Source organism: Streptomyces sp. NPDC107500 (assembly GCF_055582785.1).
Genome location: NZ_JBVJPF010000002.1, coordinates 1,210,369 through 1,223,038 on the forward strand (window position 1 = coordinate 1,210,369; position 12,670 = coordinate 1,223,038).

At 70.9% G+C, this 12,670-nt stretch carries 14 protein-coding genes; 9 read left to right on the top strand and 5 right to left on the bottom strand.

Annotated elements, in window-relative coordinates:
• Positions 1 to 18: 18 nt before the first annotated feature.
• Positions 19 to 486 (bottom strand): pyrophosphohydrolase domain-containing protein, encoded by a 468-nt coding sequence (locus tag ACZ67M_RS11415; RefSeq protein ID WP_392101318.1) that lies wholly within the window; start codon positions 484 to 486, stop codon positions 19 to 21.
• Positions 487 to 591: 105 nt separating this feature from the next.
• Between ACZ67M_RS11415 and ACZ67M_RS11420 the strand changes: the two genes are divergently transcribed.
• Positions 592 to 1,587, top strand: a complete 996-nt coding sequence (locus ACZ67M_RS11420) for a TAXI family TRAP transporter solute-binding subunit (RefSeq protein WP_361368029.1) — start codon at positions 592 to 594, stop codon at positions 1,585 to 1,587.
• A 12-nt stretch (positions 1,588 to 1,599) separates the two neighbouring features.
• Here the strand turns inward: ACZ67M_RS11420 and ACZ67M_RS11425 are convergent, their stop codons facing one another.
• Positions 1,600 to 3,045, bottom strand: a complete 1,446-nt coding sequence (locus tag ACZ67M_RS11425) for a HAMP domain-containing sensor histidine kinase (RefSeq protein WP_392240043.1) — start codon at positions 3,043 to 3,045, stop codon at positions 1,600 to 1,602.
• Between the two features lie 9 nt (positions 3,046 to 3,054).
• Entirely contained in the window at positions 3,055 to 3,741 is a 687-nt protein-coding gene (locus ACZ67M_RS11430; RefSeq protein WP_361368023.1) for a response regulator transcription factor, read from the bottom strand.
• A gap of 296 nt (positions 3,742 to 4,037) precedes the next feature.
• On the opposite strand from ACZ67M_RS11430, the gene ACZ67M_RS11435 reads away from it, so the two are divergent.
• From ACZ67M_RS11435 to ACZ67M_RS11470, 8 genes are all read left to right on the top strand, one after another.
• Positions 4,038 to 4,814, top strand: a complete 777-nt coding sequence (locus tag ACZ67M_RS11435; RefSeq protein WP_122618525.1) for an amino acid ABC transporter ATP-binding protein — start codon at positions 4,038 to 4,040, stop codon at positions 4,812 to 4,814.
• Positions 4,815 to 4,916: 102 nt separating this feature from the next.
• The gene (locus tag ACZ67M_RS11440; protein WP_392012754.1) at positions 4,917 to 5,753 is read left to right on the top strand and encodes a glutamate ABC transporter substrate-binding protein; all 837 of its coding nucleotides are present in this window, start codon (positions 4,917 to 4,919) and stop codon (positions 5,751 to 5,753) included.
• A gap of 85 nt (positions 5,754 to 5,838) precedes the next feature.
• A complete protein-coding gene (locus tag ACZ67M_RS11445) occupies positions 5,839 to 6,504 on the top strand; it encodes an amino acid ABC transporter permease (RefSeq protein WP_125491808.1) in 666 nt (221 codons plus the stop codon).
• A complete protein-coding gene (locus ACZ67M_RS11450) occupies positions 6,501 to 7,388 on the top strand; it encodes an amino acid ABC transporter permease (protein WP_361368017.1) in 888 nt (295 codons plus the stop codon). Before ACZ67M_RS11445 ends, ACZ67M_RS11450 begins: the two co-directional genes overlap by 4 nt.
• Before the next feature lie 184 nt (positions 7,389 to 7,572).
• Positions 7,573 to 9,198, top strand: a complete 1,626-nt coding sequence (locus ACZ67M_RS11455) for an FAD-dependent monooxygenase (RefSeq protein WP_469850708.1) — start codon at positions 7,573 to 7,575, stop codon at positions 9,196 to 9,198.
• Between the two features lie 84 nt (positions 9,199 to 9,282).
• On the top strand, positions 9,283 to 9,354 hold the full coding sequence (locus ACZ67M_RS11460) for a putative leader peptide (protein ID WP_309544753.1): 72 nt from the start codon (positions 9,283 to 9,285) through the stop codon (positions 9,352 to 9,354).
• An 86-nt stretch (positions 9,355 to 9,440) separates the two neighbouring features.
• On the top strand, positions 9,441 to 9,980 hold the full coding sequence (locus tag ACZ67M_RS11465) for a cupin domain-containing protein (protein ID WP_240999882.1): 540 nt from the start codon (positions 9,441 to 9,443) through the stop codon (positions 9,978 to 9,980).
• Positions 9,977 to 10,375 carry a rhodanese-like domain-containing protein gene (locus ACZ67M_RS11470; protein WP_467320406.1) on the top strand — a complete coding sequence of 133 codons (399 nt, stop codon included), beginning with the start codon at positions 9,977 to 9,979 and terminating at the stop codon, positions 10,373 to 10,375. Before ACZ67M_RS11465 ends, ACZ67M_RS11470 begins: the two co-directional genes overlap by 4 nt.
• 132 nt (positions 10,376 to 10,507) lie before the next feature.
• Here the strand turns inward: ACZ67M_RS11470 and recX are convergent, their stop codons facing one another.
• Both recX and recA read right to left on the bottom strand, forming a co-directional pair.
• The gene (recX, locus tag ACZ67M_RS11475; RefSeq protein ID WP_392012759.1) at positions 10,508 to 11,284 is read right to left on the bottom strand and encodes a recombination regulator RecX; all 777 of its coding nucleotides are present in this window, start codon (positions 11,282 to 11,284) and stop codon (positions 10,508 to 10,510) included.
• A 3-nt stretch (positions 11,285 to 11,287) separates the two neighbouring features.
• A complete protein-coding gene (gene recA, locus ACZ67M_RS11480) occupies positions 11,288 to 12,403 on the bottom strand; it encodes a recombinase RecA (protein WP_161327263.1) in 1,116 nt (371 codons plus the stop codon).
• Positions 12,404 to 12,670 lie beyond the last annotated feature (267 nt).

Sequence of the window (12,670 nt, forward strand, 5' to 3'; positions counted from 1 at the left end):
CGGGTATCCGCCAGGACCTCAGCCGCGCGGCGCCTCCGTCGTGTCCGGTGTCCGCGGTGTCTGCGGCGCCCCCGCCGCGTCCGGCGTCCGTGGCGTCCACCCCTGGCGGCGCAGGACGGCGGCGACGTCCGGTGCCTCGTAGTGGTCGCCCTTGAGGACCTTGCCGTCGGCGCGGCGGCTGACGCTGCCGTCGGGGCCGAGCTTGGTCATGTTGGAGCGGTGGATCTCGGCGATCACCTCGTCCAGGTCGATGCCGTGGACGAGGGCCGTGCCGTAGGCGACGTAGACGACGTCGGCCAGTTCGTGCGCGAGCCGGTCGAGGGGTCCCGTCACCGACACCTCCGCGACCTCGGCGGCCTCCTCGGCGAGCAGCTCGCCTCTGTGCGCCGCCAGGCCGGGCGGGACCTCGGTCGGGGCGCTGCGGGCGTCCAGCCCGAAGGCGAGGTGGAAGGCGTGGACCAGGTCGGCGGGCGAGGTGTCACTCATGCCGAGGACTCTAGCGACCGCCACCGACAACGCTGCCGCGCTCTTGGGGCCGCGGTGTGAGTTCGGCCCTGGTCAGTGCCGGTGCGGGCTGGCAGGATCGGCCCCATGTCCACGCTGCTCTCCCGTATCGGCGGGCGCCGGGCCGCCCAGGGCGCGGTCGCCGGTGCCGTCGTGCTCGGGCTGCTGCTGTGGTGGCTGCTGCCGCTGGGTGAGAAGCCGCCGGGCGGGAGCATCACGTTCAGCACGGGCACCCGCGCGGGCGTCTACCAGAAGTACGGCGAACTGCTGCGCTCCGAGCTGCGCAAGGACATGCCTGGTCTGGACGTGCGGCTGATGACCAGCGCGGGCTCGCAGGAGAACGTCGAGCGGGTCGCGTCCGGAGAGGCCGACTTCACGATCGCCGCGGCCGACGCGGTGGAGACGTACAAGCTGGCCGGCCGTCCCGGGGCCGAGGCGCTGCGGGGGGTCACCCGCCTCTACGACGACTACGTGCAGCTCGTGGTGCCGACCGACTCGGACATCCAGTCGGTCGCCGACCTGCGGGGCAAGCGGGTCGCGATAGGGCTGCCCAACTCGGGCGTGCGGCTGATCGCCACCCGGCTCCTGAAGGCCGCCGGCATCGATCCGGAGACGGACATCACGCCCCGCGCGGACGGCATCGACACCGGTCCCGGGCGGCTCGGGGGCGAACTGGACGCGTTCTTCTGGTCGGGCGGCGTGCCGACCGACGGGCTCAGGCAGATCGCGGAGACGTCCGCCTTCCGGTTCGTGCCGATCGGCGACGACCTCGTCACCGAGCTGCACGAGTCGGGCGGCGCGACCCGCTACTACCGCACCACCAACATGCCGGAGTCGGCCTACCCCACCGTCCAGAACGGCGCCGTGGTGCCCACCATGGCGGTGTCCAACCTGCTGGTGACCCGCGCGGACGTCGATCCGCGGCTCACCGAGTGGCTGACCCGGACCGTGCTGGACAGCCGCGACGGCATCGGGGCGCACGTCCACTCCGCGCAGCTGGTGGATCTGCGTACCGCGATATACACCGACCCGCTGGAGCTGCACGAGGGCGCCCGGCGCTACTACCGGTCGGTCAAGCCGTAGGCACCCTGCCGCCTACCGGCCACCGGAGCCGTAGGGCCGCTCGGGCTCCTTGGGCGCCGTGCCCGTCCTCGGCACCGTGACGGTGACCTCCAGGCCGTGCGGCGTGTGGTGGCCGAAGGAGATCGAGCCGTCGCCCGCCGCGAGCAGCGCCCGGCAGATGGACAGGCCGAGCCCCGACCCCTTGATGTTCTGGTGCCGGCCGCTGCGCCAGAAACGGTCGCCCACGCGCGCGAGTTCCTCGTCGGTGAGCCCGGGGCCGTTGTCGGTGACGACGACGGTGGCGGCGTCCCCGGTGGAGGCGACCTCGACCCGGACGGTCTCCTCGGGCGGCGTGAACTTCACCGCGTTGTCGATGACCGCGTCCAGGGCACTGGAGAGGGCCACCGGGTCGGCCCAGCCCGTCGTCGGCGGGCACTCCCCCACCAGGCGTACGCCCTTGGCCTCGGCCGTCGGCGCCCAGGCCGCCACCCGCTCGGCGGCCAGCGCACCGACGTCGGTGACCTTCAGGTCGGCCTGGCTGTGCTCGGCCAGCGCCAGGTCGAGCAGGTCGTCCAGGACCCGGGCCAGGCGTTTACCCTCGGTCTGGACGGAGGCGATCTCCTCGTTGCCCTCCGGCAGTTCCAGGGCGAGCAGTTCGATGCGCAGCAGCAGGGCCGCGAGCGGGTTGCGCAACTGGTGCGAGGCGTCGGCGACGAAGGCGCGCTGCTGCTCCAGCACGTCCTCCACGTGGTCGGCCATCTCGTTGAACGACCCGGCGAGGCGCCTCAGCTCCGGCGGCCCGCCGGCCGGCGCGACGCGGGACTTGAGCCGCCCGGTGGCGATGTCGTGGGTGGTGGCGTCGAGGACCCGCACCGGCTTGAGCACCCAGCCCGTCAGCCGGAGCGCGGCGCCGACGGCGAGCAGCATCGCGGCGATCTCACCGGCGCCGATCACCAGCCAGCCGCGCAGGGTGCTCGACCGCATCGAGTCGGTCGGCGACTCCGTCACGACGACCGCGACCACGTCGCCGTCCCGGATGACGGGCGAGGCCACCACCAGCTGTCCGTCCTGCCACGGCCACACCTGCCGCGGGTCGTGGCTGCGACGGCTCAGCAGCGCCTCGTCGAAGGAGTCGCGCACCTCTCCGGTCTGCGGCAGGAACCAGGTGGTCGGGGCGTTGGCCATCGGGATGTGGTTGCGGTAGAAGACGCCCGCCTTGATGCCGTAGACCTCGTAATAGCTGGTCAGCTCGGTCTGGAGGGTCTCCAGGCGTTCGTCCGTGCTGGTCGGGCGGGAACCGCCCGGCGCGTCCTCGGTGACGAACTGGGCGAGCGCGGCGAAGCGTGCGGTGTCGTCTATGCGGTCGATGACGACCTTCTGCTGCTCCGCGCGTGCGACGCTCACGCCGAGCGGAACGCCGAGCGCGAGCAGTACGGCCGCCATCAGGACGATGAGCAGCGGGAGCAGGCGTGTGCTCACCCGGCCCCGCTATCCGTTGGGCGCGACGAGGCGGTAGCCGACGCCGCGGACGGTCTCGATGAGCGCGGGCATGCGCAGCTTGGCGCGCAGGGAGGCGACGTGCACCTCCAGGGTGCGGCCGGTCCCCTCCCAGCTGGTCCGCCAGACCTCGCTGATGATCTGCTCACGGCGGAACACCACGCCGGGACGCTGCGCGAGCAGCGCGAGGAGGTCGAACTCCTTGCGGGTGAGCTGGACGACCGCTCCGTCCACGCTCACCTGGCGCGTCGGCAGCTCGATGCGCAGCGCGCCGAGGCGCACCACCGTCTCGGTGCTCCCGGTGGCGTCCTCCTGGGCGGTGCGCCGGCTGACGGCGTGGATCCGGGCGAGCAGCTCCCCGGTGTCGTACGGCTTGACCACGTAGTCGTCGGCGCCGAGGTTGAGGCCGTGGATCCGGGAGCGGACGTCGGAGCGGGCGGTGACCATGATGACCGGCGTGCTGGTGCGCTTGCGGATCTTGCCGCAGACCTCGTAGCCGTCCTGGTCGGGCAGGCCGAGGTCGAGAAGGACGACGCCGAAGCCGTCGACCTCCGGGACGAGCGCCTGGAGCGCCTCCTCGCCACTGCGCGCGTGGGTGACGTCGAAGCCGTGCCGTGCCAGGATCGCGGACAGGGCAGCGGCCACGTGGTTGTCGTCCTCGACGAGCAGCAGTCTCATCCGGGCTCCCTTCGGTTCATCGGCCGTACGCTCAGGACGCGTAGAAAGTGCGAAAGACGCGTGCACGCGCGTGCGCGCCCTGTGCAGTGACGCTGATGCGGAGGGACCGCGTCAAGAGGTCTCCGGTCGCGGCCGCTCGAAGTTATCCGGCCGATATGCGCCCTGCTCACAAGTGCTACGACTCGTGTCCGATTGCTATCGGATCGTGATGCTCAGATCTCCCTCAGATGTAGAGACGCAGAGTGTCCCGGGTCACTACTGTCCTCCGAAACCGAGGAGGACGGAGCCCGAGAGCGATGACCGAAGTATCGGTGGCCAAGGAAGACAAGGCCGCGACCGACGAACTGGTCGTCCTGAAGAGTGTCAACAAGCACTTCGGCGCGTTGCACGTGCTCCAGGACATCGACCTGACGATCACCCGCGGCGAAGTCGTCGTGGTCATCGGACCCTCCGGGTCCGGCAAGTCCACCCTGTGCCGCACCATCAACCGTCTGGAGACCATCGACTCGGGGTCGATCGCGATCGACGGCAAGCCGCTTCCCGCGGAGGGCAAGGAACTGGCCAGGCTCCGTGCCGACGTCGGCATGGTCTTCCAGTCCTTCAACCTCTTCGCGCACAAGACGGTGCTGGAGAACGTGACCCTGGGCCAGGTCAAGGTCCGCAAGGTCGACGCGAAGAAGGCCGAGGAGAAGGCCCGCGCGCTGCTCGACCGGGTCGGCGTGGGCGCCCAGGCGGACAAGTACCCCGCTCAGCTCTCCGGCGGCCAGCAGCAGCGCGTCGCCATCGCGCGGGCGCTGGCCATGGACCCGAAGGTCATGCTCTTCGACGAGCCGACGTCGGCTCTCGACCCCGAGATGATCAACGAGGTCCTGGAGGTCATGAAGCAGCTCGCGCGTGACGGCATGACCATGGTCGTGGTCACGCACGAGATGGGCTTCGCCCGCTCGGCGGCCAACCGCGTGGTGTTCATGGCCGACGGCCGCATCGTCGAAGAGGCGACGCCGGACCAGTTCTTCAGCAACCCGCGCAGCGACCGTGCCAAGGACTTCCTGTCGAAGATCCTGCACCACTGAGACTCCGGGGACGGGCCGGCGTCCGCGGCTCCCGCGCACCGGCCGGTCCGTCTCCCGCGCCTGATCGTCTGATCGTCTGATCACAGCCAAAGGATGTTCACCATGAAGCTTCGCAAGGTCTCCGCCGCCTCGGCCGCCGTACTCGCCCTCGCCCTGACCGCCACCGCGTGCGGCGGCGACGACAAGGACAGCGGCTCCTCCGGCGGTGACGGCAAGAAGATCACCATCGGCATCAAGTTCGACCAGCCCGGCCTCGGCCAGAAGACCCCGGACGGCTACGCCGGCTTCGACGTGGACGTCGCCACGTACGTCGCCAAGAAGCTCGGCTACACCGAGGACCAGATCGAGTGGAAGGAGTCGAAGAGCGCCGACCGCGAGACCATGCTCCAGCGCGGCGACGTCGACTTCATCGCCGCGACGTACTCGATCACCCCGGAGCGCCAGGACAAGGTCGACTTCGCCGGCCCGTACCTGCTCGCCCACCAGGACGTCCTGATCCGCGCCGACGACGACAAGATCAAGTCGCCGGAGGACCTGAACGCCGCGAAGCTCTGCTCGGTCACCGGGTCGACCTCGGCGCAGAACGTCAAGGACAAGCTGGCGCCCAAGGCCCAGCTCCAGCCGTACCCGACGTACTCGGCCTGCCTGCCCGGCCTGCAGAACGGTGCCATCGACGCGCTGACCACCGACGACTCGATCCTCGCCGGTTACGCCGCCCAGTCGCAGTTCAAGGGCAAGTTCAAGCTCGGCGGCTTCAAGCTGACGAACGAGAACTACGGCATCGGCGTCAAGAAGGGCAGCGACCTCAAGGACAAGATCAACACGGCCCTCGAGGAGATGGTCTCCGACAAGTCCTGGGACAAGGCCGTCGAGGACAACTTCGGCCCGGCGAACTACAAGAACGAGCCGGCGCCGAAGATCGGCGACATCAAGAGCTGAGGCCAGCGCCTGACGGGGTGCGCTGCCCCGAGGAGGGGCGGCGCACCGGGGGCGGGCATCCCTACACGCGGAAGCGCGGGAGATCGTGTTCGACTTTGTTAAGGATTACGACCTACTGGGAGCCTTCTGGACGACGGTGCAGCTCGCTGTGCTCTCGGCCGTCGGCTCCCTGATCTGGGGCACCGCACTGGCTGCCATGCGCGTCGGGCCGGTGCCGCTGATGCGCGGCTTCGGGACCGCGTACGTGAACACCGTGCGGAACATCCCGCTGACCGTCATCATCCTGTTCACGTCGCTGGGCCTGAACCAGACGCTGAGTATCTCCCTCGGCGCGGACGACGTCGAGACGATCAACTTCCGGCTCGCCGTGCTCGGCCTGATCCTCTACACCTCGTCCTTCGTGTGCGAGGCCCTGCGCTCCGGCATCAACACGGTGCCGGTCGGCCAGGCGGAGGCGGCCCGGGCGATCGGGCTCAGCTTCGGACAGGTGCTGCGCCACGTGGTGCTGCCCCAGGCCTTCCGTTCCTCCGTCGTCCCCATGGCGAACGTACTGATCGCTCTCATCAAGAACACCACGGTGGCTGCCGCCATCGGTGTCGCCGAGGCGGCGCTCCTCATGAAGGAGATGATCGAGAACGAGGCACAGCTGCTGCTGATCTCCGCGGTCATCGCCTTCGGTTTCGTGGTCCTGACCCTGCCGACCGGCCTGTTCCTCGGTTGGCTGGGCAAGAAGGTGGCGGTGAAGCGATGAGTTCCGTTCTCTACGACGCCCAGGGCCCTCGTGCCAAGCGGCGCAACATCGTCTTCACGGCGGTCTTCATAGTTGCCCTCGCGGCCCTGCTGTGGTGGGTGTTCAGCACCCTCAACGACAAGGGCCAGCTGGAATGGGCCCTGTGGAAGCCGTTCTTCTCCGGCACCGAGGCCTGGACCACGTACATCTGGCCGGGCCTGGAGAACACCCTCAAGGCCGCCGCCCTCGCAGTGATCATCGCCCTCCCGCTCGGCGCGGTCCTCGGTATCGCCCGCCTGTCGGACCACGTGTGGGTGCGGGTCCCGGCGACGGTCGTGGTCGAGTTCTTCCGGTCCATCCCCGTGCTGGTCCTGATGATCTTCGGCCTCGCCCTGTTCGCCGAGTACACCAACGTCAGCTCGGACGACCGTCCGCTGTACGCCGTGGTCACGGGCCTGGTGCTGTACAACGCCTCCGTCCTCGCGGAGATCGTCCGGGCGGGCATCCTGGCTCTGCCCAAGGGCCAGTCCGAGGCGGCCATGGCGATCGGCCTGCGCAAGGGCCAGCTGATGCGGACCATCCTGCTGCCGCAGGCGGTCACCACGATGCTGCCGGCGATCGTCAGCCAGCTCGTCGTCATCCTGAAGGACACCGCACTCGGCGGCGCGGTCCTCACCTTCCCCGAGCTGCTCGCCTCGGCCAACACGATGAGCGGCTACTACGGCGCCAACGTGATCGCGAGCTTCACCGTGGTCGCGGTCATCTACATCGCGCTCAACTTCATCCTCACGAGCTTCGCGAGCTGGCTGGAGCGCCGGCTGCGCCGGGCCAAGAAGTCGACCGGTGCCGTGCTCAAGGCGGACGACACGGAGGCCGTGGGAACCGGAACCGGCCGCACGACCTGACCCGCGAGGCGGTTGATCACTTCGTACGACCATCACGGAGGCCGTGGCATGATCGCCACGGCCTCCGTCACTTGACGCAAGCAGCGGCAATAGGTTGCATACGTTCTGTGACCGTGCACCCTGCTCCAACGTCCTGTTCACCTACGTCCCCCGGGACACCGCCACGGGCAGGGGGCGCCGCACCGTGGACCCGGTGATCATCACCGGAGCGGGGCCCGTCGGGCTCACGCTCGCCCTGGCGCTGGCGCGGCAGGAGGTGCCCTGTGTCGTCCTCGACGAAGGGCCCGGCAAGGACGAACCACGCCCCGCCCGCACCGTCGTCCTGCGCGCGGACGCCGTCGCGCTCGTCGAGCGGCTGACCGGCGCATCCGTGACGGGGCTGGGATCCCGTTGGGCCGGATGGCGGTCCGTGCGGCGCAAGCAGGTGATCCGCGAGGTCGAGTTCGGCGACGCCGAGCCGCCGCCGCTGCACCTCGCCCAGCACGAGCTGACCGAGGCCCTGCGCACGGCACTCGCCCGCGAGTCGTTGGTCAAGGTCGCGGTGGACAGCCGTCTGGACGGCATCGAGCAGGAGAAGTCGGGCGTCACGGCGCACACCCGCGGCCCCGCCGGCACCTGGTGGCGCGGCAGCTACCTGGTCGGCTGCGACGGCCCCCGCTCGACCGTCCGCAAGCTCCAGGACATCCGCTTCCCCGGCCGTACGGCGGTGGAACGATACGCCGTCGCCGCGCTGCGCACCGAACTCCCCTGGTCCGACCGGGCGTTGCTGCACCGGATGCCGCCGTGGCGGACATCCGGCCCGTCGGCCGGTGAGGTCGTGGCCCGCCCCCTGCCGGACGGCGTCTGGCGTCTGGACTGGCTGCTGCCACCCGGCAAGGACCTGGTCACGCCCGAGCTGCTGGTGAACCGCGTCCGCGAGACCCTGACCGGCTGGTCCGACGGCGCACCCGCGGCGTACGAGCTGCTCGACACCGGCGTCCACACCGTCCACCACAGGCTGGCCCGGCGCTGGCGGGTGGGCCGCGTGCTGCTCGCCGGGGACGCCGCCCACCTGCTGGGCGCCCTGGGCACACAGGGCCTGGAGGAAGGGTTGCTGGACGCCGACAACCTCGCCTGGAAACTCGCCCTGGCCTGGCATCACGGGCCGCGCGAGGCACTGCTCGACAGCTACCAGACCGAGCGGCGCACGGCGATCGCCGCGCGGCTGCGCGCCGCCGACCAGGTACTTCCGTTGCTGCGCGGGGGCGGCGGACTGCGTGCGTACGTCCCCGGATCGTCCCGCGGCCACGACACGCTGCTCGCCGACGGTCACCTGGGGCGCGGTGCGCTGGGCGCGCCGGGAACGTACGCCGACTCGCCCCTCGCCCCCGCGGACCTGGCCGGAGCGGCGGAGGTCGGCACGGCGCCCGGGTCGCCCGTCACCGATGTGCGGGTCACGGCGGAGGACGGCACCTTCGTACAGCTGCGCGACCGGCTCGGGCGCGGGGCGCTCCTGGTGGTGCTGATCGCGCCGGGCACGGGGGTGTGGGAGCGCAAGCACTGGGTGTCGGCCGGGATCATGCCCCGGCTGGCGGCGGCGGTGACGGCGCTGCCCCACCGGGCCGAGCTGCTGGTCGCCGAGAGCTATCCCGGTGCCGCCGCGCACTCGGTGCTGCTGGTGCGGCCGGACGGTCACCTGGTCACGGCCCTGACCGGGGTGCGCCCGGCCGATCTGTACGCGGCCGCGGAGGCGACGCTGGGCGGGCCGACGGTCACATCGGGTGCCGCGGCGGAGGAGAAGGGAGCGGGAGCTTCGGCCGGTTCCCGCTGAGCGGGCGGTCGTTGTCCGCATGTTGACGGTGAGTTGACCGGTCCGCACCGTCATGGTCTACTCCGGATCGTGACCGACACCCGTGTGCGCCTGTGGCGGAGGGTCCATATGGACCTCGTCCGCTATGCGGGCTGCGTGTGTCGGCCGTCCTGCTGATTCGCTTCCCTCTTCTTCGCGCGCCGCGTCCGTCGCCTGCCGACGGCTCGCCGCGCGCGCCCTCGCGAACTCCCAGGACGGTATCCGTGTCTGTCTCCTCCCCTGCCGCGGCCTCCCGCGCCGCGGCTCCGGCCGCTCCCACGCAGGCCGAACTCCTCGACTTCGCCCGGCGCACCGCCGCCGACGCCGCACTGATCGCCTCCCTGCCGCTCGACCCCGAGGGCCGCACCTGGGTGCGGCTGGAAGGGCCCGGTGGCAGCGAGGCGTGGCTGATCGGCTGGCCGCCCGGCACGGGCACCGGCTGGCACGACCACGCCGAGTCCGTGGGCGCCTTCGTGACCGCCGCGGGCGAGCTCAAGGAGAACGCGCTCGCCGCCCGCCTGCCCACCGACGGCTGGAAGACCCTGGAACTCGCCGACGACGTGGACCGGGAACGCCGGCTCCCGGCCGGCAAGGGGCGTGCCTTCGGCCGGCACCACGTGCACGAGGTGCTCAACGAGTCGCCCGACCGGCACGCGGTCTCCGTGCACGCCTACTACCCTCCCCTGCCGCAGATCCGCCGCTACAGCCGAGGTGGGCAGACCCTGCGCCTGGAGCAGGTCGAGCGCCCGGAGGACTGGCAGTGAGCGAGCCGACCGGGGTGGACGAGCTGCTGGAGCGGGTGCGCTCCGGGTATCGGCGGATCGCTCCGCGCGAGGCGTACGACGCCGCCGAGGCCGGTACGGCGCTGCTGGTGGACATCCGGTACGCCGCCCTGCGGGAGCGGGACGGCGTGATCCCCGGCGCCCTGGTCGTCGAGCGGAACGAGCTGGAGTGGCGGCTGGACCCGCGAGGCAGCCACCGGCTCCCCGAGGCCACGGACCACGACGTGCGGGTCGTCGTGGTGTGCAACGAGGGCTACGCCTCCAGCCTGGCGGCGGAGTCGCTGCACCGGCTCGGACTGCACCGGGCCACCGATCTGGTCGGCGGCTTCCAGGCCTGGCGCGCGGCGGGGCTGCCGGTGACCGGGGTGGTTCAGTAGTCGACGGGGCAGTAGAGGGGGCCGTGTCCGCGTTGCCCTCGGTGACGAGGCGGATCGGCGTGCGGCCGGCCTTCTCCGCCGCCCTGCCTCGCAGCGGGGTGCGCCCGGCAGGTCGGCGGCGACCGTGACGCGTCAGAAACCGTCCTCGCCGAGGAACTCCGTGTCCTCGCCCTCTTCCTCCAGTGCCTGGCGGACCACCCGCAGGGCCATGCCCTCGGGGTAGCCCTTGCGGGCCAGCATGCCCGCGAGGCGGCGCAGCCTCTTGTCGCGGTCGAGCCCTCGGGTGGCGCGCAGCTTCCGGGCGACCAGCTCGCGTGCGGTCTCCTCCTCCTGCTCGGAGTCCAGCCGGGAGACCGCGGCGTCGATGAGTGTGCCGTCGACGCCCTTGGTCCGCAGCTCCCTGGCGAGGGCGCGCCGGGCCAGGCCGCGACCGTGGTGCCGGGACTCCACCCAGGCTTCCGCGAAGGCGCTGTCGTTGATCAGGCCGACCTCCTCGAACCTGGACAGCACCTCTTCGGCGGCCTCGTCGGGGATCTCCCGCTTGCGCAGGGCGTCGGCGAGCTGGCTGCGGGTGCGCGGGGTCCCGGTCAGCAGGCGCAGGCAGATCGCCCGTGCCTGCTCGACCGGGTCCCGCGGAGGCTCCCCCTTCTCGGCCCTCGACGAGGAAGTGGCACCTCCGTCCTCGGTGAACGGCTCCGCACGCCCGCGCCGCCGGCGCGTGCCGCCCTTCGCACCGGCTCGTCCGCCTCTGCGGCGCGCCTCGCCGTCACCTTGGCGCTCCTGGCCGCCGTCGGGTGGGCCGACGGCGGTCTGTTCCGTCTCGTACGGGGCCGCGGTCGCCCCGTACGCGCCGTCGCTCGTCCCGGCGGGGCCGTTGGCGTACTCGGCCCAGTCGGTTCGTCGTGTCACGGGTCAGCTCTTGGCTGCCGCGGCCTTGGACTTGGTGGCCTTGGCGGTCGCGGGGGCGGGCACCGCCGGTGCGGCGTCGGCCGGGGCGGCGTCCGTACCCGGCTCGGCGGCAGGCTCCTCGGGACGCACGCCGACGCCCAGCTTCTCCTTGATCTTCTTCTCGATCTCGTTGGCCAGGTCGGGGTTGTCCTTGAGGAAGTTGCGCGCGTTCTCCTTGCCCTGCCCGAGCTGGTCGCCCTCGTACGTGTACCAGGCGCCGGCCTTGCGGACGAAGCCGTGCTCCACGCCCATGTCGATCAGGCCGCCCTCGCGGCTGATGCCCTGGCCGTAGAGGATGTCGAACTCGGCCTGCTTGAAGGGCGGCGCGACCTTGTTCTTGACGACCTTGCAGCGGGTGCGGTTGCCGACGGCGTCCGTGCCGTCCTTCAGCGTCTCGATGCGGCGGATGTCGATGCGCACGGAGGCGTAGAACTTCAGCGCCCGGCCACCGGTCGTGGTCTCCGGGGAGCCGAACATGACGCCGATCTTCTCGCGGAGCTGGTTGATGAAGATCGCGGTGGTCTTGGACTGGTTGAGCGCGCTGGTGATCTTCCGCAGGGCCTGGCTCATCAGCCGGGCCTGCAGACCGACGTGGCTGTCGCCCATCTCGCCCTCGATCTCCGCGCGCGGTACGAGCGCGGCGACGGAGTCGATGACGATGAGGTCGAGGGCGCCGGAGCGGACCAGCATGTCCACGATCTCCAGGGCCTGCTCGCCGTTGTCCGGCTGGGAGAGGATCAGGTTGTCGATGTCGACGCCGAGCTTCTTCGCGTACTCGGGGTCGAGGGCGTGCTCCGCGTCCACGAACGCGACCTGGCCGCCCGCCTTCTGCGCGTTCGCCACCGCGTGCAGGGTCAGGGTCGTCTTGCCCGAGGACTCGGGGCCGTAGACCTCCACGACCCGGCCGCGCGGGAGGCCGCCGACACCGAGGGCCACGTCGAGCGCGGTCGATCCGGTGGGGATGACCTCGATGGGCTCGTTCGGCCGCTCGCCCATGCGCATGACCGCGCCCTTGCCGAATTGCCGTTCAATCTGTGCGAGCGCGGCATCCAGGGCCTTCTCGCGGTCGGTTCCTGCCATGGGTTCCACCCGGTTTGCTTGATTCGATCGCTTCACGTCGAAGACGCTAATGCCTGCCACTGACAATGCCCCGCGCCGCGGGTCCGGCCTGTGGATAACTCGGGCGCTTCTCCGTCCAAACCATGTCGAATCACCCGTCATGAGCCTTGCCGGAGCCTCCATGAGAATGGATGTTCGATTTTCGTGTCAAGCGCACCACTCGGCACTTCCGAGCGTACGTCCGCCGCACCGGCGGGGGCCCGAACCGGCCGCGCAGACCGGGGTGGA

Excerpts from the sequence above, each read along its gene's own strand:
- ACZ67M_RS11430 (WP_361368023.1), bottom strand. The coding sequence starts at position 3,741 with ATGAGACTGCTGCTCGTCGAGGACGACAACCACGTGGCCGCTGCCCTG.
- ACZ67M_RS11435 (WP_122618525.1), top strand. The coding sequence starts at position 4,038 with ATGACCGAAGTATCGGTGGCCAAGGAAGACAAGGCCGCGACCGACGAA.
- ACZ67M_RS11450 (WP_361368017.1), top strand. The coding sequence starts at position 6,501 with ATGAGTTCCGTTCTCTACGACGCCCAGGGCCCTCGTGCCAAGCGGCGC.
- ACZ67M_RS11440 (WP_392012754.1), top strand. The coding sequence starts at position 4,917 with ATGAAGCTTCGCAAGGTCTCCGCCGCCTCGGCCGCCGTACTCGCCCTC.
- ACZ67M_RS11420 (WP_361368029.1), top strand. The coding sequence starts at position 592 with ATGTCCACGCTGCTCTCCCGTATCGGCGGGCGCCGGGCCGCCCAGGGC.
- ACZ67M_RS11415 (WP_392101318.1), bottom strand. The coding sequence starts at position 486 with ATGAGTGACACCTCGCCCGCCGACCTGGTCCACGCCTTCCACCTCGCC.
- recA (WP_161327263.1), bottom strand. The coding sequence starts at position 12,403 with ATGGCAGGAACCGACCGCGAGAAGGCCCTGGATGCCGCGCTCGCACAG.